Source organism: Devosia lacusdianchii, assembly GCF_022429625.1.
In the GTDB taxonomy this organism is placed as follows: Bacteria; Pseudomonadota; Alphaproteobacteria; order Rhizobiales; family Devosiaceae; genus Devosia; species Devosia lacusdianchii.
In genome coordinates this window covers 214782-233754 of record NZ_CP092483.1, presented here as the reverse complement: position 1 = coordinate 233754, position 18973 = coordinate 214782, and the positions used below count along the sequence as shown (strand labels likewise).

The following is an 18973-nucleotide window of genomic DNA, read 5'->3' as shown; positions in this document are numbered from 1 at the left end:
TTGGGAAGCGCCTGGATATGACCTGCAGCGCCGTAATGCACCCACCCACGAGACGTGCGAAAGAAGAAGCCTTGGCGGAGCCGGGTGAGTTGGAAGATATGATTGACACCAGAGGTATGGCTGCGGTCACCCACGGTAAGGGGATAGTATGAAACGACTGGCGCTGTGGCTCGCCCCACTGATCGTCATCATGTTTGGAGCAGCTGCGACCGGGCAGGACAACCTGGCGGCCGATGCCAAGATCGAGGCGATCGACCGGCTGATCGTCGTTTTGGACGACGATCAATTGCGTGGTCAATTGCTCGAGCAATTGCGCAGTCTGTCATCGGCACCCGAAGCGCCGGCGGCAGAGAACGCAGCGGCGGACGGTGCGTCGGCCCCTGCCCCGACCGAGGAGGGTGCGACGACGCCGGGGCTGATCGATGCCCTGTCGGATTGGTCGACTGATCTGGTCGAACAATTGCCAACCACGACGTTCGGCATTCCGATCGACCAGAAGGCGCAGCAGGCTCAGACCCAGTTGAGCACCCGCATCGAAGCGGGGATCAAGGATGGTCAATTGCTGCAGTTTGCCGCGTGGGCCCTGCCCCTGCTGCTGGTGACGGCGCTTGCCGCTTTCGCCTTGCGGCGCGTCGGTCGCGGCCTTACCGCTGCGACAAAGCCGGTGCGAAAGCGGCGGCTTGCTGCCGGGCTGCTGCTGAAATTCGTCGCCCATGTGGTTCTGTTTATCGCGCTTGCCTCCAGCTTGGCGCTGTTCTCACCCACCGAAGTGAGCGGCAGCATGTTTCTCACCGTCGCCGCGGGCACTGTTCTGGCGATGCTGATGACCGACCTGGCCGTGGCAGGCCTGTCGGCGCTGGCCGGAATGAGAGGGGTGCGCATTGTCGTTTATTGCCAGAAGCGATTCTACCGCTGGTGGCTGCCCATCCTGATGCTGGCAATCCTCGCCGCCTTGTGCCGGGATCCGGCAACAAGGGGGGTGATCGGCTGGTCGGTTGCTGACATCGCCTCGTTTACACTCAACATGCTGGCCGCGGCGACCACCCTGATCTTCATCATGCGGTACCGGCCGGCCATTGGCCGGCTGATCTTCGGCAGAGCGTCGCAACGGTCCCCGTCCGACAATCCGCTGGTGCGTGCGATGCGGCAACTGGCCAAGCGCTGGCACTTGTTTGCCTATGCCTTTGTGGTGCTTAGCGCCGTTAGCCTGTTTTCGGGCCAGCGGGACAATGATGTGTTCACGCTGGCGCTATGGTCGTTCGGCGTCGTGCTGATTGCTCTGGTGGCGGTGTTCAGCCTGCATCGGCTGTATGGCAACCTGCTGACTGGCCGCCGCAGACAGCGCGGCGCCGTCCGGCAAGCGGTGATCGCGGGGCTGTTCAAGATTCTCCGTGTCGCCTCCGATGCTGCCATTGCCGTGGTTGCGGTCATCACGATCGTGCGGATATGGGGCTTCGATCTGGGAACCTGGCTGCTGCGCGATGGGCAGCAGCTGACGCAGCCGCTTGCCGCGGCTATCGTCTGCGCCCTGGTCTCCTGGCTGATCTGGATCGCGCTTGACGCCTGGATCGCCAGCGCCCTAACCCCGACCGACGCTTTAGGTCGGCCGCGCCAGCGGACCAACCGGGCGCAGACGCTGCTGCCGCTGCTGCGCAACGGGCTGATGATCCTGCTTCTCGCCCTGGCCGGGATTGCCGTGCTGGCCAATATCGGGGTCGACGTGACGCCGCTGATCGCCGGCGCCGGCGTGTTCGGCCTGGCCCTCAGCTTCGGCTCCCAGCAATTGGTGCAGGACGTTATCACCGGCGTCTTCATCCTGGCCGAGGATACACTGGCCATTGGCGACACGGTCAATACCGGCGATCGAAGCGGCGTGGTGGAGGGTATTTCTCTGCGCACGGTCAGGCTGCGCGATGCTGATGGCGCGCTGCATTCGGTACCGTTCTCGACCATCAAGGCGCTCAAGAACAGCTCGCGCAATTATGGGGTGTTCCGGCCACGCTACGCCGTGCCCTCCGGCGTCGACCCGCAGCGGGTGCTCGACGCCATGCGGGAAACCAGCGCCGCGCTGCGAGCGAACCCCAAATACTCCGCGGCGTTCATGGGCGATCTGCACAATCTTGGCGTCGAAGAAGTCAATGCCGGGTCGGTGATCGTTAGCGGCACGCTGCGTACGGCGCCCCTTCGGCAGTCGGAACTGGCCCGCGCCTTCAATGGCGGGTTCCTCGAAGCGCTGGCGAAGAAGGACATCGTGCTGTGAGACCGGCATTTTCGAGCCGGTTCCGCCTCGCTGGACATCTCCAGCTTGCTCGATTATGGATTGGCAACGGCCTACTGCCGTTCGCAACAGGGGACGACCCCGAGGAAGCGGTTCGATCGACAGGGGACGGCCCCAGCGAGGCATGAACCGTGTCGTCAATCCGCGAGCACATTCCAAACAGTACCATACTGAAGCTGCTGATCGCCTGGGCGGTCGTCGTTGTCTTCCTGATCGGTGGCCCCACCTGGCTGCATGATCCGATCGATCCGATCGTCGCCATCGTCTGCTTTGTCGTGATCTTCGCCATTATCCTGATGGCGGCTTTCGGGGTCGTGCACGAGGCGGATTACCTGGCGCACCAGCTCGGCGAGCCCTATGGCACGCTGATCCTGACGCTGGCCATCGTGGCGATCGAAGTCATTCTGATCGCTGCGGTGCTGCTCGGCCCGGGCGAAAATCCGACCATTGGGCGGGACTCGATCTTTGCCGTTATGATGATCATCCTCAACCTGGTGATGGGCATCTGCCTCGTCGTCGGGGGACGGCGGTTCGGCGAACAGGAATACAATTCGCAGGGCGCGCTGGCCTATGTGGCGATGACGCTGCTCTTGGCCGGTATCGGCTTGATCCTGCCCAATACGCTCAGCACCGGCGACGGTACCTTCTGGCCAGTGCAGGCGGTGGCTTTCGCAATCCTGACCATCGTTCTCTATGCTGTGTTCCTGCTCATGCAAACGCGGGGCTACAAGCGCTTCTTCGTGCAGCCCGAGGCCGGGCATCTGGCAGTACCGGTGGAGCCCATGGTCACGGGCACGCCGGTGGAGCGCAAGGAGCCGCTCGACAAGCGCGGCATCGTTATCCGGTCGATTCTGCTGGTTGCGCTCATGCTGCCCATCGTTCTGCTCGCGCATGACCTGGCGCTGATCATCGATTTTGGCATTGCCGCAGTTGGCGCGCCGGTGGCCCTGGGCGGCGTGCTGATCGCCATTATCGTGTTCACGCCGGAATCCATTACCGCGATCAAGGCGGCGATGGCCGACCAGTTGCAGCGCTCGATCAACCTGTGCCTTGGAGCCTTCGTTTCGACTGTTGGACTCACCGTTCCGGCAGTGCTGACCGTGGGCCTCGTCACCGGCAAGACCGTGGTCATGGGCGTGAGCCCGACCGAGACGGTGTTGCTGCTGTTGACGGTTGGCCTGACGGCGCTGACCTTCATGGGCCAGCGCGCCTCGGCCCTGCAGGGCACGCTGCATCTGGCGCTGTTCGCCGTATTCAGCGTGCTGCTTTTCGTAACCTGACCTGATTGCCCGCCGGCGGGACGACCCGCCGGGTACCAGGGCTTGCTTTCGGGGACGACCCCTCCATTCGAGGAGTCCCCCCATGTCCGTCGCAAACATGCTCGCCCTTGTCGGGTGCCTGCTCGGCTACATGCTCGCAGGCATCATGGTCGACTTGAGCCTTGTGAGCGGCCTTGGCGCCACGCTCGCCCTTTCCTTCATCCCATCCCTGTGTGGCCTGGTCATCGGCCTGACCGCCATGCGGCTGCACAAATAGCTCTCCCCACTACCAACGGATCCCTTCATGGCTACTGACCCCATCCATCAATTCGTCGTCGAGCCCATCTTCCCCTTGCCCCCGATCGCCGGGCAGGACCTGAGCTTCACCAATGCCTCGGCCTATATGATGCTGACGACGGCGCTGGTGGCCGGCTTCATGATCATGGCCGGACGCAAGCAGCTGATGGTGCCGACCCGGCTGCAGCTGGTGGCGGAAATGGCCTATCAGAGCATCGAGAACCTGGTCCTCGCCAGTATCGGCCGGGAGGGCATGCGGTTCTTCCCGCTGGTCTTCTCGCTGTTCAGCTTCATCCTCGTCGCCAACATGATCGGCATCTTCCCCTATGCCTTCACGGTAACCGCCCAGATCATCGTGACCGCCGCGCTGGCCCTGCTGGTTTTCGCCGTCGTCACGCTCTATGGCCTGTGGCGGCACGGGTTGAAATTCTTCCGCCTGTTCATGCCCGGCGGTATTCCAGGCTATCTGGCGCCGATCATCGTGCCGATCGAAATCGTGTCGTATATTTCACGACCGATCAGCCACTCGGTCCGCTTGTTTGCCGTGATGCTCGCCGGACACATCACGCTCAAGGTGTTCACGGGCTTCGTAGTCGATCTCAGTGGCCTCGGCGCTCTTGGCATGGTCGCCGCGATCGCCCCGATGATCATGGCGATAGGCATTGTAGCGCTCGAACTGCTGATGGCGGCCATCCAGGCCTATGTGTTCACCATGCTGACCTGCATGTATCTGAACGACGCCATCCATCCTTCGCACTAGGCTCCGGCGTGCGGCGGTTTCCGATATTTCCCGAACCACGCGCGGCATCGGTCCGCTACGAGCGGCAGGGTGGAGGTCACAGCTCCGGGGCCATAGTCCTGGCCGCCAGCACCGCATGGGCGACGTCGACGAAGCCCAGTCCAGCGGGGCGCTGGGATATCCATCGGGGTTTTGTGGTGAGATCGTCGAGCACCGTAAGGATATTGGCGACACCGAAGGCGTTTGCGAAATAGGCGAACATCGGAGCGTCGTTACGCGAGTCTCCAACGAAGGCGGTGCTGCGGGAGATGTCGTCCGGCTCCACCCCGAAACGCTGAAGCAGGCGTTCGCTCATGGTCTGCTTGTTGTATCGGCCCCGCCAGGTGTTGATATGGATCGAGCTGACGGCGACAGAGGCTCCGCCGGTGCGGATGGTGTCAGCGAGGGCATCAACATCCTGCCTGTCGTGTCCGGCAATCTCTATGGCGACATCGGCAATGCGGAAGCGCTGATCTCGCGACAGGGAGAAAGAGCCCAACAGGGGCTCAATCGCCTTGAGGTGCTCGGACTGGTGCAGAGCCTGGCTTGCCTCGCCCTCCCAAAATTCGGTTTCCACCTGTCCCCTCGCAAGTGTCATCGCAAAGGCCCCGCTTTCTCCGATGACTGCGGCCACAGGCCAGGCGCGGACGATATGCTCGCACCACCCTGCCGAACCCCCGGTCACCGGCACGACGGCAATACCGGCGGCGTGCAGGTCCCACAGGGCCTGGTAGGTCTGTGGTAAAAGCCGGCCCTCGGTAGTCAGGGTGTCGTCGATATCGGTGAAAAGGTAGCGTACGCCCTGCAATTGTTCGGGCAGGGGCGCGAGGCCGCGAAAGCTCATTCCGCCCCCTCGCCACACAGAACCACCTCAGTGCCCGCCGCGCCGAGCGCCCGTGCGGCGACGCCATCATCGTCGGGAAGGCGGTCTGTGAACAGGCAACTGATCCGGCTGAACGGCACCACCCGTACCGAGGCGTCCCGCACCCACTTGCTGACGTCGGCAGCCAGGAATTGCAGGCGGGAGTTTTCGATCAGGGTGGTCGTGGTCTGGGCCTCGCTGTAGCTGAAATCCAGGATGCCCTTTGCCGGGTCGAGAGCACCAGCGCCGATGACGGCGTAGGAGGCATAGAATTTCTCGAAGAACCTTAAGGAGTCCGCGCCGACCACGTCGCGATCGTCGTGACGCAAAATGCCCCCGGTCATGTGCACTTCGATCTGTGGAGCCTCGCTCAGGGTGAGCGCCACGTCGATATTGTTGGTCACCACGCGCAAGCCCTCGTGCTCGCGCAGCGCCGCCGCCACGAACTGCACGCTGCTGCCGATGCCCATGAACACGGTGGAGCCTGGCTCGATGGCCGTCGCGATGCGCCGAGCGATGCGTTGCTTGGCGCTGCTGTTGAGCGCGGCGCGCACGTTGACCGAGATATTGCGGTTCTCGACCGGCAGGTCGACGCCGCCATGAAAGCGGCGCGCATAGCCCATGTCGCAGAGTGCGTTGATGTCCCGGCGGATCGTCTGGGTGGTCATGTCGTAGCGCGCCGCCAGGTGCTCAATGTATTGAGCGCCCTCGGTTTCGATCAGAGCAAGAATGTCGCGTTGGCGGCTCGACAGCTTGTCCTGCCCCATGCCTGGCTACCCCAGATAGATTTTCGGGTTGTCGGTGATCACGCCCGCCAGGCCCGCTCCCCAGAAGGACATGAGTTCAACCGGATCGTTGCTGGTCCAGGCGCGAACCTTCACACCGCACGCGCGGGCCTTCTCGAGAAAGCCGACGCTAAGCGCCTTGTAGTTGAGATGGATGGTCGTGGCCGGGATCGCGGCGAGGCGTGCCTCCCAATCCGTGGGCAGTTCGGACCACAGCATGGCCATTTCCAAAGCCGGCTCCATGGCGTGCATGGCCTTGAGCGCCTCGGGGTCGAAGCTGGAAATCATGATCCGCATCTCCGGGCGGCGCTGACCGATGGCCTTGTGCACCGCCTGCACCAGTTGGTCCAGCGACTTGTGATGCTTGTGCTGTTTGATCTCCACGTTGGCGCTAAGGCCAAGCTCGCCGAGGGCGACGATAGTCTCTACGAGGGTGGATAGCCGCTCGCCCGCAAAGCCTGGGTCGAACCATGCGCCGGCATCCAGTTGGGCGATGTCGGCGCGGGTCAAGGTGCCCAGATTGCCTTTGCCCGAGGTGGTGCGGTCGACGCTGTCGTCGTGGATGACCACGAGCGTTCCGTCTGCCAGCAGGGCGACATCGAGTTCAACCCAGCGCGCGCCCTGTTCGGCGGCGGCGCGGAAGGCGGCGATCGTGTTTTCCGGTGCAACCGCGGACGCGCCGCGATGGGCCTGCACTTCGTCCCTGTCGGGACCGGGTTTGACTGGGATGGTCATGGTATCCTGGACTTTTCGATCAAACGTCGTCCGTGCGGCGGCCGGTCTGGTTGCTGAAAGGATGCATATCGGCCGCTTGGGCATGGATAGTGATATCGGCGCCTTCGGGGATGTCGGGGCGGCCGGGTACGCTGAGCACGACCGCGTGGCCAGACCCGGCAAGACGCACATGCAGATGGCTTTCCCCGCCAATGGGCTCCAGCAACTCCACCACGGCCTTGGCCGCCAGTGCAGCGCCCTGCGGTTGCTCAATGTACAATTGGTCCGGGCGGAAGCCCACCACATCCGTGTTGGCCGGCAGGTTCAGCTGGTCGAACCCTGCCGCATCGGCCAGGGCGCTGACGGGAATGAGGTTCATCGGTGGCGAGCCGATGAATCCAGCCACGAATAGCGTCGAGGGGCGGTCGTAGACTTCCGTCGGCGTGCCGATCTGTTCCACCAGCCCGCCATTCATCACCACCAGCCGGTCGGCAAGCGTCATGGCTTCCAGCTGGTCATGTGTCACGTAGAGGCTGGTTGTCTTGAGCCGGCGCTGCAGTTTGCGGATTTCCACTCGCATCTGCACACGCAGCTTGGCGTCAAGGTTGGAAAGCGGTTCGTCGAACAGGAAGGCCGCCGGCTCGCGCACGATCGCGCGGCCCATGGCGACGCGCTGGCGTTGCCCGCCCGACAGCTGACGCGGCTTGCGATCGAGCAAGGCACCGATCTCGAGGATGTCGGCCGCCTCGTTGACCCGCCGGTCGATCTCCTCGCGCGGCGTACCACGGTTCTTGAGGCCATATTCGAGATTTCCGCGCACGCTCATATGCGGATAGAGCGCATAGTTCTGGAACACCATGGCGATGTCACGCTCGGCCGGTTCAGCCTTGACCACGTCGCGCCCGGCAATCTCGATACGGCCGGATGTGACCGATTCCAGCCCGGCCACCATGCGCAGCAAGGTGGACTTGCCACAGCCAGAGGGTCCGACCAGCACGATCAGTTCGCCGTCGGCAACAGACAGATTGATGCCGCGCACGGCCGGGGTATTGCCGTAATTCTTCTGCAGCTCGACCAGATTGATGGTGGCCATGCTTATTTCTCCGTTTCGACCAGGCCTTTGACGAACAGGCGCTGCATGAAGATGACGACGAGGACGGGGGGCAACATGGCCAGCATCACGGCGGCCATGACGAAGTTCCATTGCGGCTCGGAATCGGCGGTCGCCGCGAGCCGCTTAATGCCCATGACGACGGTGTAATATTTGCTGTCGGTGGTCACCAGCAGCGGCCACAGATACTGCACCCAGCCATAGATGAAGAGGATGACAAAGAGAGCCGCGATATTGGTCCGGCTCAGGGGAAGCAGGATATCGCGAAAGAACTTCATCGGCCCGGCCCCATCCACGCGCGCGGCCTCCATGAGTTCATCGGGAACGGTGAGGAAGAACTGGCGGAACAGGAACGTCGCCGTGGCTGAGGCGATGAGCGGCAGCGTCAGCCCGACATAGGAATTGAGCAGGCCCAGATTGGCCACCACGGCGAAGGTGGGGATGATGCGCACTTCGACCGGCAGCATCAGCGTGATGAAGATGATCCAGAACGCCAGCATGCGGAACGGGAACTTGAAGAACACGATCGCGTAGGCCGAGAGCAACGAGATGGCGATCTTTCCCACTGCAATGATGATGGCGATGATCAGCGAATTGGTGAGCATGATCCACAGCGGCGGCGCGCCGGCCGTGGAGATGCCCTCGGTAAGCATCTTGCCGTAGTTCTCGATCAAATGCGGGCCAGGCAACAATGGCACCAACCCGCGCATGAAATCGCCACTGCCATGGGTGGAGGCGATGAAGGCCAGGTAGACCGGGAAGACAACGATGACGACGCCGACGATCAGCACCAGATGAGTGAGGATGGCAAGCAGGGGACGATTTTCAACCATATGCCTGGCTCCTCAATACTGCACGCGCCGCTCGATGAAGCGGAACTGCACGGCGGTGAGAACGATGACGATCAGCATCAAGACGACCGACTGGGCGGCGGAGGAGCCGATATTGAGGCCCAGGAAGCCATCGGCGTAGACCTTGTAGACGAGGATGTTCGTGGCCTGGTTGGGGCCACCCGACGTGGTTGCGTCGATGAGGCCGAAGGTATCGAACATGGCGTAGTTGATGTTCACGATCAGCAGGAAGAACGTCGTGGGCGAGAGCAGCGGGAACACGATGGTCCAGAACCGCTTGAATGGTCCGGCGCCATCGATAGCGGCTGCCTCGGTCAACGATTGCGGCACCGATTGCAGGCCGGCCACGAAGAACAGGAAATTATAGGAAATCTGTTTCCAACTGGCAGCGATGACCACGAAGATCATGGCTTGGTTGCCATCCACGCGGTGGTTCCAGGCAATGCCCATTGAGCGCAGCACATAGGGGGCAATGCCGATCGTGGGGTTGAACATGAACCACCACAGGATACCCACTACGACCGGGGCGACAGCATAGGGCCAAACCAGAAGCGTGGTATAGGCGCGATTGGAGCGCAGCACCCGGTTCACGGCCACGGCCAGGATCAGCGACAGCGTCATGGACAACAGCGTCACCGACACGGCGAACACCGCCGTCTTGCTGAGAGAATTCACATAGCCCGCCTCGGCGAAGAGGCGCGCATAGTTCTCGAACCAGATGAAGGTGGTGCGGAACCCGAATGGGTCTTCCCGCTCGAAGGACGACTTTACCGCCTGTGCCGCGGGCCAGATGAAGAAGATCAGCGTTACCGCAAGTTGCGGCGCCAGAAGGGCGTAGGGCAGCAGCTTGTTGGGAAAGATTGTGCGCTTGGTTTGCATTTGGGCCGAGAACTCCCCCGATGGTCGCGACTGAAACCGGGCGGCCATAGCCGCCCGGGAGGATCGCCCGCAACCCTGAGGTCACGAGCGACCCGGGGAGGTTCACTGATTGGCGGCTTCGAAGTCGCGCAGGATCTGGTTGCCGCGCTCGACGGCGGAGTCGAGGGCTTCCTGGGCGGTCTTGCTGCCGGCGAGCAGCGCTTCGAACTCTTCGTCGACCACCGTACGCGCCTGGGTCAGGTTGCCGAAGCGCACACCCTTGGAATTGGCGGTCGGTGTACCACGGGTAATCTGGTTGATGGCGATGTCCGAACCCGGATTGGCTTCGTAATAGCCTTGCTCCACGCCCAGATCGTACGCGGCATTGGTGATCGGCAGGTAGCCGGTCGCCTGGTGCCAGCCAGCCTGCACTTCGGGGCTCGACAGATAGGTGAAGAACTGGGCTACGCCCTTGTAGACCTCGGGGTCCTTGCCATTGAGGGCCCAGAGGGTGGCGCCACCGATGATCGAGTTCTTGGGCTCGGCGATCACGTCGTCATAGTAGGGCAGCGGCGCGAAGCCGACTTCGAAATCCTTGGCATTGTTGATCACGCCAGCACGCGAAGCCGACGAATTCATGTAGATGGCGCATTCCTGGGCGTAAAACTTGGGCGGGGCATCGGCGCCGCCTACCGGACCACCATACTGGAACAGGCCTTCGTCAGCCCATTTCTTCAGGTTTTCCCAGTGCTTGACCTGCACTTCGCCATTGAAGGTGAACTCCGTACCCAGGCCACCAAAGCCATTTTCGAGCGTGCCATAGGGCTGGTCGTGGATGGCGGAGAGGTTTTCGAGCTGCACCCAGCTCACCCAGCCGGTGGTGAAGCCGCATGGCGCCGCGCCCGATTCCATGATCTGGCGGCTCATGGTTTCGAGCTCAGCCCAGGTCTTTGGCGGCGTCTCGGGGTCGAGACCGGCTTTCTCGAACACGTCCTTGTTGTAGTACATGATCGGGGTGGACGAGTTGAACGGCATCGAGAGGATATTGCCGTCGGTATCGGAGTAATAGCCTGTGACCGGGGCGAGGAATCCCGATGGATCCCATGCTTCTCCATTGTCCGTCATCAGCGAATAGACCGGATTCACGGCACCCTTGGCGGCCATCATGGTGCCGGTGCCCACTTCGAAGACCTGGACGATGGCGGGCTGCTCATTGGCGCGGAAGGCGGCAATAGCGGCGGTCAGGGTTTCGGGGTAGGTGCCCTTGTAGCTGGGCACGACGACGAATTCGTCCTGGCTTTCGTTGAAGCCGGTAGCGATGGCCTCCAGCCGCTGGCCCAGTTCGGCATCCATGGCGTGCCACCAGGCGATTTCGGTCTGGGCAAATGCCGGGGTTGTCGCGATGATGGCGGCCAGCCCCACGGACAGCCGCAATGCGTTCTTGGACATGCTCACTCCCTTGTTATTGCACAGGACCTCCTCGCCCCGCGCTTGACGACATTTGACAGCATGAAATCTTCGTTTGCAAACGAGAAATGTTCATATGAACATTTGCGGCCCGTCGGGAGGGCGAAGTTGGACGGGTATCGACCATGCCGAAGCTGGGGTCGCTGACTGGAACTCCTGCGGACAGATGGACGAGCGGCGTTAGCGGCCTGCGCCGACAACTTTCGGGTATTGGCACAGTGGCGACGGCGGAGCCCGTCACCAACAAACCAAAAGAAATCAATATCTTGCTGCTATGCAGGGCATGGCGGAGAGAAAGGGATTCGAACCCTTGAGACGGTTACCCGCCTACACACTTTCCAGGCGTGCGCCTTCGACCACTCGGCCATCTCTCCGCATCGCCTAATCTCCGGGCTGGAACCGCCGGAGGGGCCGGCTGGTTGGCCGACGCGAGCGAGGCGCAATATACTTATCAACGCCCGGGGCGCAAGGGATCACGACACAGCGATGACGATTGTTTTTGCCGCAGGGGTATCCCATCTTGTGGGACGGGCCGTGCGCGTGGCAAAAAGAGCCGGTGCGCGGGGTAAAAAGGTAGGCCAGCCTCAATCCAACCCCGCCGGCACAGGGAATGCGGATGCGGCTTATCTTGAGACTTCTGGGCACCTGGCTGATCGCCCTGGCGCTGGTTCTGCTTGTAATCGACGGCACGAAGTCATTGGGCGCAAATGCCTTGGTCTTCTCGAGCCTCCTGGATTGGTGGGCGCAGATCCATCCACAGAGCCTCGAAGCCGTCAAAGGGTTCTTCGATAGCCGGTTTTTTGCCGACCTTCTCGATGCAGCCCTGGCCGCCGTGCTGAGCTATCCGGCATTCGCCGTGGTCGGACTGCCCGGCATTGTGCTAGCGCTGTTGGGGCGCAAGCCCAGGCGCGAGCGGTTCCTGCGCCACGACCAGATCTGAGTAACTTCTGCCCGGCCCTGGCCGAATAGTGCCGTGAAAGGAAGCAAGACATGTTCTTCAAATCCAAGCCCACGACCATACCCAGCGCTGCTGAGGCCCTGCCCGGACGCGATACGGTGATGCCGGTCGCCACAGAGCATTTCGTCAATGGCCAGGCGCTCAAGGGCCCTTATCCCGATGGCGCCGAGACCATCTATCTCGGTCTTGGCTGCTTCTGGGGAGCCGAGCGGCTGTTTTGGCAATTGCCTGGCGTCATTGTGACGGCTGTCGGCTATCAGGGCGGTTCGACGCCCAATCCCAGCTATGAAGAGGTCTGCTCGGGCCGCACGGGGCATACCGAGGCGGTGAAGGTGGTCTACGACCCCAGCAAGATCACCCTCGAGACCCTGCTCAAGACCTTCTGGGAGGAGCACAATCCGACCGAGGGCATGCGGCAGGGCAATGATGTGGGTACGCAGTATCGCTCGGCCATTTATACGACCACGCCCGAACAGGCTGAAATCGTTGAGAAAAGCCGGGCGGGCTATCAGCAGGCGCTCAGTGCGCGTGGGCTTGGCCGGATCACGACCGAGATCGCGCCGGCGGCGGAATTCTTCTATGCCGAGACCCATCACCAGCAGTATCTGGCGAAGAATCCGCGTGGTTATTGCGGGTTGCAGGGCACGGGCGTGAGCTGCCCGATTGGCGTGGGCGTCGCCGCCGAATAGGCCGCACGGCTGTCACACAGGAGTCGATCCGAGCCCTCGGATCGGCTCTTTCTATTAACGGACTGTTACCCTTGAGCGTCACCTATCCCGATATCCTGAGCCGCGAGAGCTTTGAAGCACATGCGGCGGCGTTGCCGGGCGTCACCATTGTGCATCAATGGGGCGATGCCAGCGTCGCCAAAGTGGGTGACAAGATTTTCGCGCTGCTGTCGGGGTGGTCGACGGGCGGCGAGCTGGGTCTGAGCTTCAAATGCTCGGAGCTGACATTCGCCGTGCTGTCGGAACTGGAGAATGTGCGCCCTGCCCCGTATCTGGCGCGGGCCAAGTGGGTGCAGGTGACGCCCGGAGCGCCGCTCGATGATGCCGAACTGCGCGCCTATGTAACCGAGGCGCACCGGCTGGTGGCGGCCAAGCTGACCAAGAAGGTCCGGCTGGAGCTGGGGCTGTAGGAGCCACAGCCGCCCCGCAGCATTCAGAAGCGGAGATTCCCGCTTGCGCGGGAATGACGCGGTTATGGCGCCCTATTCCGGAAGCACCGCAAAGATCTGCAGCGGGCTGTTGGGGAGGCTCACGTCGTCGAGCCAGGCGGGGAGCTGATCGGCGGCATAGAGATTGGCGAAGCTGTCTTCGGCGCGACTGGAGAGGCCGCGAAGCTCGGGCATGTCGGGGCAGATGACCACGAGGCCGATGCCGCGTGCATCCAGAATGGCGCGGGCGTCGGCAATGGGATCATTGAAGAAGCGGAAGGCGTCGCGGACGCCCTGCTGATTGCGGTGGTAGGGCGCGGCCACGACCTCGTGCGGGGTATAGAGCATGATGTGGGCGCCCAGATCGATGGGCGACATGACGCGCTCGGGCGGCAGGGCCGCCAGATCGGCGAAGGCAGCGGGCACGAGGCAGGGTTCCTTGCCGGCGCGTACGTCGGTCACTTGTTGGGCGCGGCTGGGAATAACGGCGACGATGCCGGTAACGACCAGCGCCAGGATAACCCCCGAAAAAGCCAGCCAGGAGCCGACCAGCGCCAGGATATTGCCCAGCTTCGGCGCAGCCAGATAGCGCTGGCGGACGGTGACGATGAGCCAGGCCGCTGCGGGCATGGCCGGCATGATCGAGAGGCGCGCGCCGCGCACCTGGGCGAGCATGATGAAGGCGGCGCATAGCAGAAACACCAGCAGAGCTGCCCATTCGGCACGCTCCTCGCGCACGCGCCAGAGCCGGTAGAGCACGACCAGGGTACCGAGCAGTGCGGGCACGCCGACGGCCACGGCGTAAGCGGGCAGTTCGATGATGCTCGATGTCCACGGCTTGGCCTCGACGATGCCGGCGATCCAGTTGGTCTGCAGCCATGGGTCGAGCTCGCCATAGGGCCCCCCAAGGCATTGCGGATTGAGCCAGGCAATGATGGCCATGCCGGCAAGGCCGGGAATGGCGAGCAGCAGCAATCGCTGCCAGGCAGCCCGCGCCGGCACAAAACTGGCCGCCGTGAACACCAGGGCAACAACCATGGCGACGCCGACATAGACCGGCGAGAGCACGTCGCAGGCCGCTTCAAGCCAGCGCGCCGGCGGGCGAAAGATAGCCAGGTGGACGGCCGAGCCGATTGCGAAGGCCAGGCCGAAATTGCGCATGGTCGCCGCCCTGGTGGCATCGAAGACCCAGGCGAGGCCGGCGACCAGAATGGCGGCAGCGATTGACGGTAGCGACTCGGTGGCGATGGCGAGCGCGGTGGCGGCGATGAAGCCGCAGGCAATGGCATAGCGCGGACGGCGGATGGCCTCGACACCGGTCCACGCCGTCGCCAGGGTCAGCAGGATAACGACGTTGTGGTGATCGACACGACCGGGCGTGAATTCGGCGATGATGGCCGGGCTCAAGACCGGCAGGACCAGCGCCGGCAAGACGCCTTCGGAACCGACGAGCCGCTGGGCAAAGCGGGCGCTGAGCCAGAGCAACATGGCCAGTAGCAGCATGGGCCAGGCATAGCCAGCGGCCACCAGCGCCGTATCGGCGCCCAGGAACGGGGTAAAGGCCAGGACAAATGCCGCCAGCGGGAGATCGACGAGGCGCGACCAGTGGATCTCGGCGCCGAAAGGCGTGTTGAGACGGTGGGCTGTGAGATCGTACCAGCCCTGGCCATTGATGAAGTCGCGCACCATGACCATGCGCATGGCGTCGTCGGTATCGGCGAAGAAAGGCTGACCGGCGCGGCCAAATATCGTGCGTATAACGAGTATGGCGGCGGCCACCAGGATGACAACGCCGACAAGGCGCAGGTCAGGGCCCGGGCGGGTGGAAGTCTGTCCGGTCAAAGCGATGATCCTGCGCTGGCGTTTGACGCAGCATGGACCGGGACGGGTTAAAATGGGGTGGAAGGCGCGGTCGATCCCGGCGGAGAAAATAAAACAAGTCAAGGCTTGTTTTATTTTGGCGAAGGCGTAGCTTGCCGGTCCATTTCAAGACGCACGAGTTTCAAATGTCCGATTCCACGAGCGGCAGCTGGGCCGAAATCTTTACTCCGCGCTATGCCACGGTGACGCTGATCCTGTGCCTGGGCGTGGCGCTGTTTGCCTTCAACGCCTTTCTGGCATCGGTGGCCCTGCCCACCGCAGTGCAGCAATTGGGCGGCATCGCGCTGATCTCATGGGCGCTGACGCTCTATCTGGTGTTTGCCATTATGGGCGGCGCCGGCGCGGCACTGCTCAAGCAGCGGCTGGGCTCGCGTACGGCCCTGCTGGTGTCGAGCGCGGTGTTTCTGGTCGGCACGCTGATTGCCGCCAATGCCTCGACCATGACCGAGGTGCTGATCGGGCGCTCATTCCAGGGGCTGGGCGAAGGCGTGGTGGCGGCGATCTGCTTTGCGCTGATCCCCGAACTGTTTCCCTCGCGGCTGGTGCCGAAGGTGTTCGGCATGCAGGCGGTGATCTGGGCCGTGGCGGCGTTTGGCGGCCCGGTGGGCGCGGGGTTGCTGACCGAGCTCGTCTCGTGGCGCGCCGCCTTCCTGATCAACGTGCCGCTGGTGCTGATCTTTGCGACCATGGTGATGTTCAAGGTGCCTGGTCGGGACAATGTGCCGGGGCTCAATCCGGGTTTTCCGGGCGTGCGCCTGCTGACCATCGGTGCGGGCATCATGCTGGTGGCGCTGGCGGGTATCTCGACGCCGCTGGTGGCGACGGGCCTGTTGGCGGTAGCCGCGATATTGCTGGTCGGCGCGGTAGCGCTCGATGCACGCAGCCGCGTGCGGTTGATGCCTGACGGCGCCTTCCGGCCGAACTCGACCGTGGGCAGCGGGCTCTGGGTGGTGCTGTTGATGCCGATCGCGGGTGCGACCTCGGCGGTCTATCTGGTGCTGCTGGTGCAGCAACTCTGGGGCTATGGGCCGACGCTTGCCGGCGCCGTGGGCGCGGTGATGGCTGTGGCGTGGAGCCTCTCGGCGATCACGGTGGCCAATGTGCGCCAGCGCGAAACGCGCAAGGTGCTGATCCGGACCGGACCGGCGCTGATCGCGATCGGCATGGCTGGCGTGCTGATCGGGTTGCTGGCGGGGCAGATCGTCATCGTGCTGGTGGCGCAACTGGCCATCGGGGCCGGCTTCGGCATCTCCAACGGCTATCTGAACCTGACGCTGATGGAAGCCTCCAGCGACAATGACCGCGACCGCACCTCGGCACTGCTGCCGACGACGCAATCAGCCGGCAATGCCATCGGCGCAGCGCTTGCCGGGGTGGCGGCCAATACGGCTGGTTATGCAAGCGCGGTCACCACCGACGCCATCCACCTCGCCATCATCCCGGTCTTCGTATTGGGCGCGGCCGTGGCGGGCCTGGCCTTCGTCGCGGCGCTGCGCACGACCAGCTTCATGACTACCGGCGCCACAGCATCGAGCTTCGCCGCCGAATAGGCGGCGAGGCCCCCATCACGGCATGGGGGCAAAACTATCGAGGGTGTAACCCTGAACCGACTGCTCGCTCAGCACCGGACCGGTGCAGACCAGACTGCGCTCGTCATAGCTGTTGCTGAAGCGATATTGCCTGGTCTCGGGCATTGGCGACTTAGCCTGCGTGTTAAAGCGAAGATCGAGATGGGCTGTCGTGGCGCTGTCCTCGACGACCCCAGCGCTCTCGAGCATGTGCTGCAAAGTGCCGTTTTCGACCGGCAGCGGCGCCGGATCGACGGAACGCAAGGCCTCCTCGTGGCGCGTCCGCAGCTCGGCCACGCAGTCGGCGAAGCTGGCAAAGGTCAGATCGGGCATGACGACCGGCGGCAGGCGACCACTGGCCAGTGACGGTAGTACGGTGGCCGCGACCGCAAGAGCGAGGGCCGCGCAACGCAGGCCAATGATCGATCCCGGCATGATGACACTCCACGATACGCTCCGAGGGCCATTTGTGGTTGGAGGGCGCGGGATTTCAACGTGGTCTGGCGTACCGGGTACACCAAGTGGCATACGGGTAATCAGTCGCGGCGAAAGTAAACGCCCGACAGACTTCCATTGCCGCCGCAGGACCAGGTGACATGGCCTTCGGCCACAGTATGCACCAGGCGCAAAGCTGCGCCTTCGCGCGCCAACGCGACCTGATCGATGCCGTCATTTTCAACTGTGATCGTCGCGCCGGCCGACTGGCCGTAGCCGAAGAACTCGCAGGTCCAGGCGAGCCGGTTGGGTTCGACATTGTAGGCGGTGACCTCGAAGCCACCACCGCTGGCGGCAATGATCACGCTGCCGGTGGCGCTGACCCATTCGCCCGCGAGGCCGACGGGGTCCGGGTCAAGCCCGGCCAGCATTTCGAGGCGCCCGGCGAGGCGTTCGCCCAGGGCATGGAGGCTATCGACATCGCGCGGCAGGTCATCGGCGGCGAAGGCCAGGTCGCGATGGAGGCTCTGGCGGAACACGGCTTCGTCGTGACGCAGGGCCCGGGCAGCAAGCGGATCGAGGGCCGCGGCCAGCTCGGTCAGGCGCTGGTCGGTCATCCGGCGCAGGGACGCCAGCAGCCGATCCTCGGGAATGGCCCATTCGATCACGGCTAGCATGGCGGCACAGTCGCCCCGCCGGATAGCGCAATTGAGCACATCGTCCCCGGCCAAGGCCGGCGGAGATGCCGATGCCAAAAGCGCCATCAGCAGGGCATTGCGCAGGCCGGGTTTTATCATGATCACCTCGCGGATTTGAGGTCTGGTACTAGCGGCCCGGGGCCTCATGGACTCAATATTGCCGTCGTACCGGGTACATCGTCGGCGCCAGGTTCGTGTACCGGGGCGGTAGGCGCGCTTGACGGGGCGCAGCAGAATTGGCTCAACAGTCATAATGGGATGAATTGGAGATTATCGATGCGGGCATTGGCTTTGACAACGGTGGCACTTGTGTGCGGCATGGCGGCGTCGCCGGCTCTGGCCGAGGGACTACCGTTGCCCGAAGCGGTCGATATCCCCGACACCTACGCGACCGCATTGTGTCCGGACGAAGCGGCCGGCCAGCTCGTGCTGGATCAGTACCTGGTGGCGGGCCAGTACTTTGCCGATACCACGACGTTCCTGGCGGGGCTGAAGGCGTCGGGCTGCGCCTATGACGATGGCCGGGTGGGCCCGATCACCATCGACAGCGTAATCGCGCGCAAGGTCGTGCAGGCGGGCGAGACCTTCATCCTCTACCGCGGCACCAGAGCTGATGGCACCGATGTCATCGGGCTGGTGCACGAGGAAGGCAATAACGACCACCCGCGCAACCCGCTGGAGGAATGGATCGCCTGGAACACCATGGACGGCACGATCACGGTGGCGGAGGGTGAGAGCGGCGCCTATTGGTGCCCGACGCCGGAGGCGGCCATGGGCGTGGTCGACGCCGTTGCAGCGGCTGGCGATGCCGACGCCCAGCTCGCCGCGCTGGACGTGGCCCTGTCGCGGAACGGCTGCCCGGAAGCGGTGGGAGACTTCCAGATCAGCGATGTGCTGGGCGAAACCACGATCGACCTGGGCTTCGAGGCCGAAGAGGTGTGGACGGCCCTAGCGGCCACCGACGCGACCGGGAAAACGCTGGGCCTGCTCTATGATGCGAGCCCGTTCCGCTAGGTT

At 63.4% G+C, this 18973-nt stretch carries 19 protein-coding genes and 1 tRNA gene; 9 read left to right on the top strand and 11 right to left on the bottom strand.

Going from position 1 to position 18973, the window contains the following annotated elements:
- The first annotated feature begins 148 nt into the window (after window positions 1–148).
- From MF606_RS01230 to MF606_RS01215, 4 genes are all read left to right on the top strand, one after another.
- A complete protein-coding gene (locus tag MF606_RS01230; protein ID WP_240231643.1) occupies window positions 149–2260 on the top strand; it encodes a mechanosensitive ion channel family protein in 2112 nt (703 codons plus the stop codon).
- A gap of 149 nt (window positions 2261–2409) precedes the next feature.
- On the top strand, window positions 2410–3558 hold the full coding sequence (locus MF606_RS01225; RefSeq protein ID WP_240231640.1) for a calcium:cation antiporter: 1149 nt from the start codon (window positions 2410–2412) through the stop codon (window positions 3556–3558).
- Between the two features lie 82 nt (window positions 3559–3640).
- Window positions 3641–3814 carry a hypothetical protein gene (locus MF606_RS01220; RefSeq protein WP_240231638.1) on the top strand — a complete coding sequence of 58 codons (174 nt, stop codon included), beginning with the start codon at window positions 3641–3643 and terminating at the stop codon, window positions 3812–3814.
- Window positions 3815–3841: 27 nt separating this feature from the next.
- Window positions 3842–4594 carry a F0F1 ATP synthase subunit A gene (locus MF606_RS01215; RefSeq protein WP_240231635.1) on the top strand — a complete coding sequence of 251 codons (753 nt, stop codon included), beginning with the start codon at window positions 3842–3844 and terminating at the stop codon, window positions 4592–4594.
- 76 nt (window positions 4595–4670) lie between these two features.
- Here the strand turns inward: MF606_RS01215 and MF606_RS01210 are convergent, their stop codons facing one another.
- The 8 genes from MF606_RS01210 to MF606_RS01175 all read right to left on the bottom strand — a co-directional run bounded on the left by MF606_RS01210 (window position 4671) and on the right by MF606_RS01175 (window position 11634).
- On the bottom strand, window positions 4671–5456 hold the full coding sequence (locus tag MF606_RS01210) for an HAD-IIB family hydrolase (RefSeq protein ID WP_240231634.1): 786 nt from the start codon (window positions 5454–5456) through the stop codon (window positions 4671–4673).
- Window positions 5453–6241, bottom strand: a complete 789-nt coding sequence (locus MF606_RS01205; protein ID WP_240231632.1) for a DeoR/GlpR family DNA-binding transcription regulator — start codon at window positions 6239–6241, stop codon at window positions 5453–5455. The genes MF606_RS01210 and MF606_RS01205 overlap by 4 nt, the downstream gene beginning before the upstream one ends.
- 6 nt (window positions 6242–6247) lie before the next feature.
- Window positions 6248–6994, bottom strand: a complete 747-nt coding sequence (locus tag MF606_RS01200) for a glycerophosphodiester phosphodiesterase family protein (RefSeq protein ID WP_240231630.1) — start codon at window positions 6992–6994, stop codon at window positions 6248–6250.
- A gap of 19 nt (window positions 6995–7013) precedes the next feature.
- Window positions 7014–8066 carry a sn-glycerol-3-phosphate import ATP-binding protein UgpC gene (locus tag MF606_RS01195; RefSeq protein ID WP_240231628.1) on the bottom strand — a complete coding sequence of 351 codons (1053 nt, stop codon included), beginning with the start codon at window positions 8064–8066 and terminating at the stop codon, window positions 7014–7016.
- 2 nt (window positions 8067–8068) lie between these two features.
- A complete protein-coding gene (gene ugpE, locus MF606_RS01190) occupies window positions 8069–8917 on the bottom strand; it encodes a sn-glycerol-3-phosphate ABC transporter permease UgpE (RefSeq protein WP_240231627.1) in 849 nt (282 codons plus the stop codon).
- Window positions 8918–8929: 12 nt separating this feature from the next.
- On the bottom strand, window positions 8930–9814 hold the full coding sequence (ugpA, locus tag MF606_RS01185) for a sn-glycerol-3-phosphate ABC transporter permease UgpA (protein WP_240231626.1): 885 nt from the start codon (window positions 9812–9814) through the stop codon (window positions 8930–8932).
- A 102-nt stretch (window positions 9815–9916) separates the two neighbouring features.
- Window positions 9917–11242: a sn-glycerol-3-phosphate ABC transporter substrate-binding protein UgpB gene (ugpB, locus tag MF606_RS01180; RefSeq protein WP_240231624.1), complete on the bottom strand. Its 1326-nt coding sequence runs from the start codon at window positions 11240–11242 to the stop codon at window positions 9917–9919.
- A gap of 302 nt (window positions 11243–11544) precedes the next feature.
- Window positions 11545–11634: transfer RNA gene (locus MF606_RS01175), tRNA-Ser, on the bottom strand.
- Window positions 11635–11876: 242 nt separating this feature from the next.
- Here MF606_RS01175 and MF606_RS01170 point away from each other — a divergent pair.
- The 3 genes from MF606_RS01170 to MF606_RS01160 all read left to right on the top strand — a co-directional run bounded on the left by MF606_RS01170 (window position 11877) and on the right by MF606_RS01160 (window position 13356).
- Window positions 11877–12200 carry a hypothetical protein gene (locus tag MF606_RS01170; protein WP_240231623.1) on the top strand — a complete coding sequence of 108 codons (324 nt, stop codon included), beginning with the start codon at window positions 11877–11879 and terminating at the stop codon, window positions 12198–12200.
- 50 nt (window positions 12201–12250) lie between these two features.
- Window positions 12251–12907, top strand: a complete 657-nt coding sequence (gene msrA / locus MF606_RS01165; protein WP_240231622.1) for a peptide-methionine (S)-S-oxide reductase MsrA — start codon at window positions 12251–12253, stop codon at window positions 12905–12907.
- A gap of 71 nt (window positions 12908–12978) precedes the next feature.
- Window positions 12979–13356 carry an MmcQ/YjbR family DNA-binding protein gene (locus MF606_RS01160; protein WP_338084396.1) on the top strand — a complete coding sequence of 126 codons (378 nt, stop codon included), beginning with the start codon at window positions 12979–12981 and terminating at the stop codon, window positions 13354–13356.
- A gap of 72 nt (window positions 13357–13428) precedes the next feature.
- Here MF606_RS01160 and MF606_RS01155 read toward each other — a convergent pair whose 3' ends face one another.
- The gene (locus MF606_RS01155; protein ID WP_240231620.1) at window positions 13429–15216 is read right to left on the bottom strand and encodes a hypothetical protein; all 1788 of its coding nucleotides are present in this window, start codon (window positions 15214–15216) and stop codon (window positions 13429–13431) included.
- 164 nt (window positions 15217–15380) lie between these two features.
- Between MF606_RS01155 and MF606_RS01150 the strand changes: the two genes are divergently transcribed.
- The gene (locus MF606_RS01150; protein ID WP_240231618.1) at window positions 15381–16805 is read left to right on the top strand and encodes an MFS transporter; all 1425 of its coding nucleotides are present in this window, start codon (window positions 15381–15383) and stop codon (window positions 16803–16805) included.
- A gap of 15 nt (window positions 16806–16820) precedes the next feature.
- On the opposite strand, the gene MF606_RS01145 is transcribed toward MF606_RS01150, so the two are convergent.
- Together MF606_RS01145 and MF606_RS01140 are read right to left on the bottom strand one after the other, a co-directional pair.
- Window positions 16821–17258, bottom strand: coding sequence for a hypothetical protein (locus MF606_RS01145; RefSeq protein WP_240231616.1), 438 nt, complete (start codon window positions 17256–17258; stop codon window positions 16821–16823).
- 101 nt (window positions 17259–17359) lie between these two features.
- Window positions 17360–18055 carry a hypothetical protein gene (locus tag MF606_RS01140; RefSeq protein ID WP_240231614.1) on the bottom strand — a complete coding sequence of 232 codons (696 nt, stop codon included), beginning with the start codon at window positions 18053–18055 and terminating at the stop codon, window positions 17360–17362.
- Window positions 18056–18232: 177 nt separating this feature from the next.
- On the opposite strand from MF606_RS01140, the gene MF606_RS01135 reads away from it, so the two are divergent.
- Complete coding sequence (locus tag MF606_RS01135; protein WP_240231612.1) at window positions 18233–18970, top strand: hypothetical protein; 738 nt, start codon at window positions 18233–18235, stop codon at window positions 18968–18970.
- The last annotated feature ends 3 nt before the right edge of the window (window positions 18971–18973 follow it).

Excerpts from the sequence above, each read along its gene's own strand:
- MF606_RS01140 (WP_240231614.1), bottom strand. The coding sequence starts at position 18,055 with ATGATAAAACCCGGCCTGCGCAATGCCCTGCTGATGGCGCTTTTGGCA.
- ugpB (WP_240231624.1), bottom strand. The coding sequence starts at position 11,242 with ATGTCCAAGAACGCATTGCGGCTGTCCGTGGGGCTGGCCGCCATCATC.
- MF606_RS01170 (WP_240231623.1), top strand. The coding sequence starts at position 11,877 with ATGCGGCTTATCTTGAGACTTCTGGGCACCTGGCTGATCGCCCTGGCG.
- MF606_RS01195 (WP_240231628.1), bottom strand. The coding sequence starts at position 8,066 with ATGGCCACCATCAATCTGGTCGAGCTGCAGAAGAATTACGGCAATACC.
- MF606_RS01145 (WP_240231616.1), bottom strand. The coding sequence starts at position 17,258 with ATGCCGGGATCGATCATTGGCCTGCGTTGCGCGGCCCTCGCTCTTGCG.
- MF606_RS01230 (WP_240231643.1), top strand. The coding sequence starts at position 149 with ATGAAACGACTGGCGCTGTGGCTCGCCCCACTGATCGTCATCATGTTT.
- MF606_RS01150 (WP_240231618.1), top strand. The coding sequence starts at position 15,381 with ATGTCCGATTCCACGAGCGGCAGCTGGGCCGAAATCTTTACTCCGCGC.
- ugpA (WP_240231626.1), bottom strand. The coding sequence starts at position 9,814 with ATGCAAACCAAGCGCACAATCTTTCCCAACAAGCTGCTGCCCTACGCC.
- MF606_RS01200 (WP_240231630.1), bottom strand. The coding sequence starts at position 6,994 with ATGACCATCCCAGTCAAACCCGGTCCCGACAGGGACGAAGTGCAGGCC.
- MF606_RS01135 (WP_240231612.1), top strand. The coding sequence starts at position 18,233 with ATGCGGGCATTGGCTTTGACAACGGTGGCACTTGTGTGCGGCATGGCG.
- MF606_RS01215 (WP_240231635.1), top strand. The coding sequence starts at position 3,842 with ATGGCTACTGACCCCATCCATCAATTCGTCGTCGAGCCCATCTTCCCC.
- msrA (WP_240231622.1), top strand. The coding sequence starts at position 12,251 with ATGTTCTTCAAATCCAAGCCCACGACCATACCCAGCGCTGCTGAGGCC.
- MF606_RS01220 (WP_240231638.1), top strand. The coding sequence starts at position 3,641 with ATGTCCGTCGCAAACATGCTCGCCCTTGTCGGGTGCCTGCTCGGCTAC.
- MF606_RS01205 (WP_240231632.1), bottom strand. The coding sequence starts at position 6,241 with ATGGGGCAGGACAAGCTGTCGAGCCGCCAACGCGACATTCTTGCTCTG.
- ugpE (WP_240231627.1), bottom strand. The coding sequence starts at position 8,917 with ATGGTTGAAAATCGTCCCCTGCTTGCCATCCTCACTCATCTGGTGCTG.
- MF606_RS01210 (WP_240231634.1), bottom strand. The coding sequence starts at position 5,456 with ATGAGCTTTCGCGGCCTCGCGCCCCTGCCCGAACAATTGCAGGGCGTA.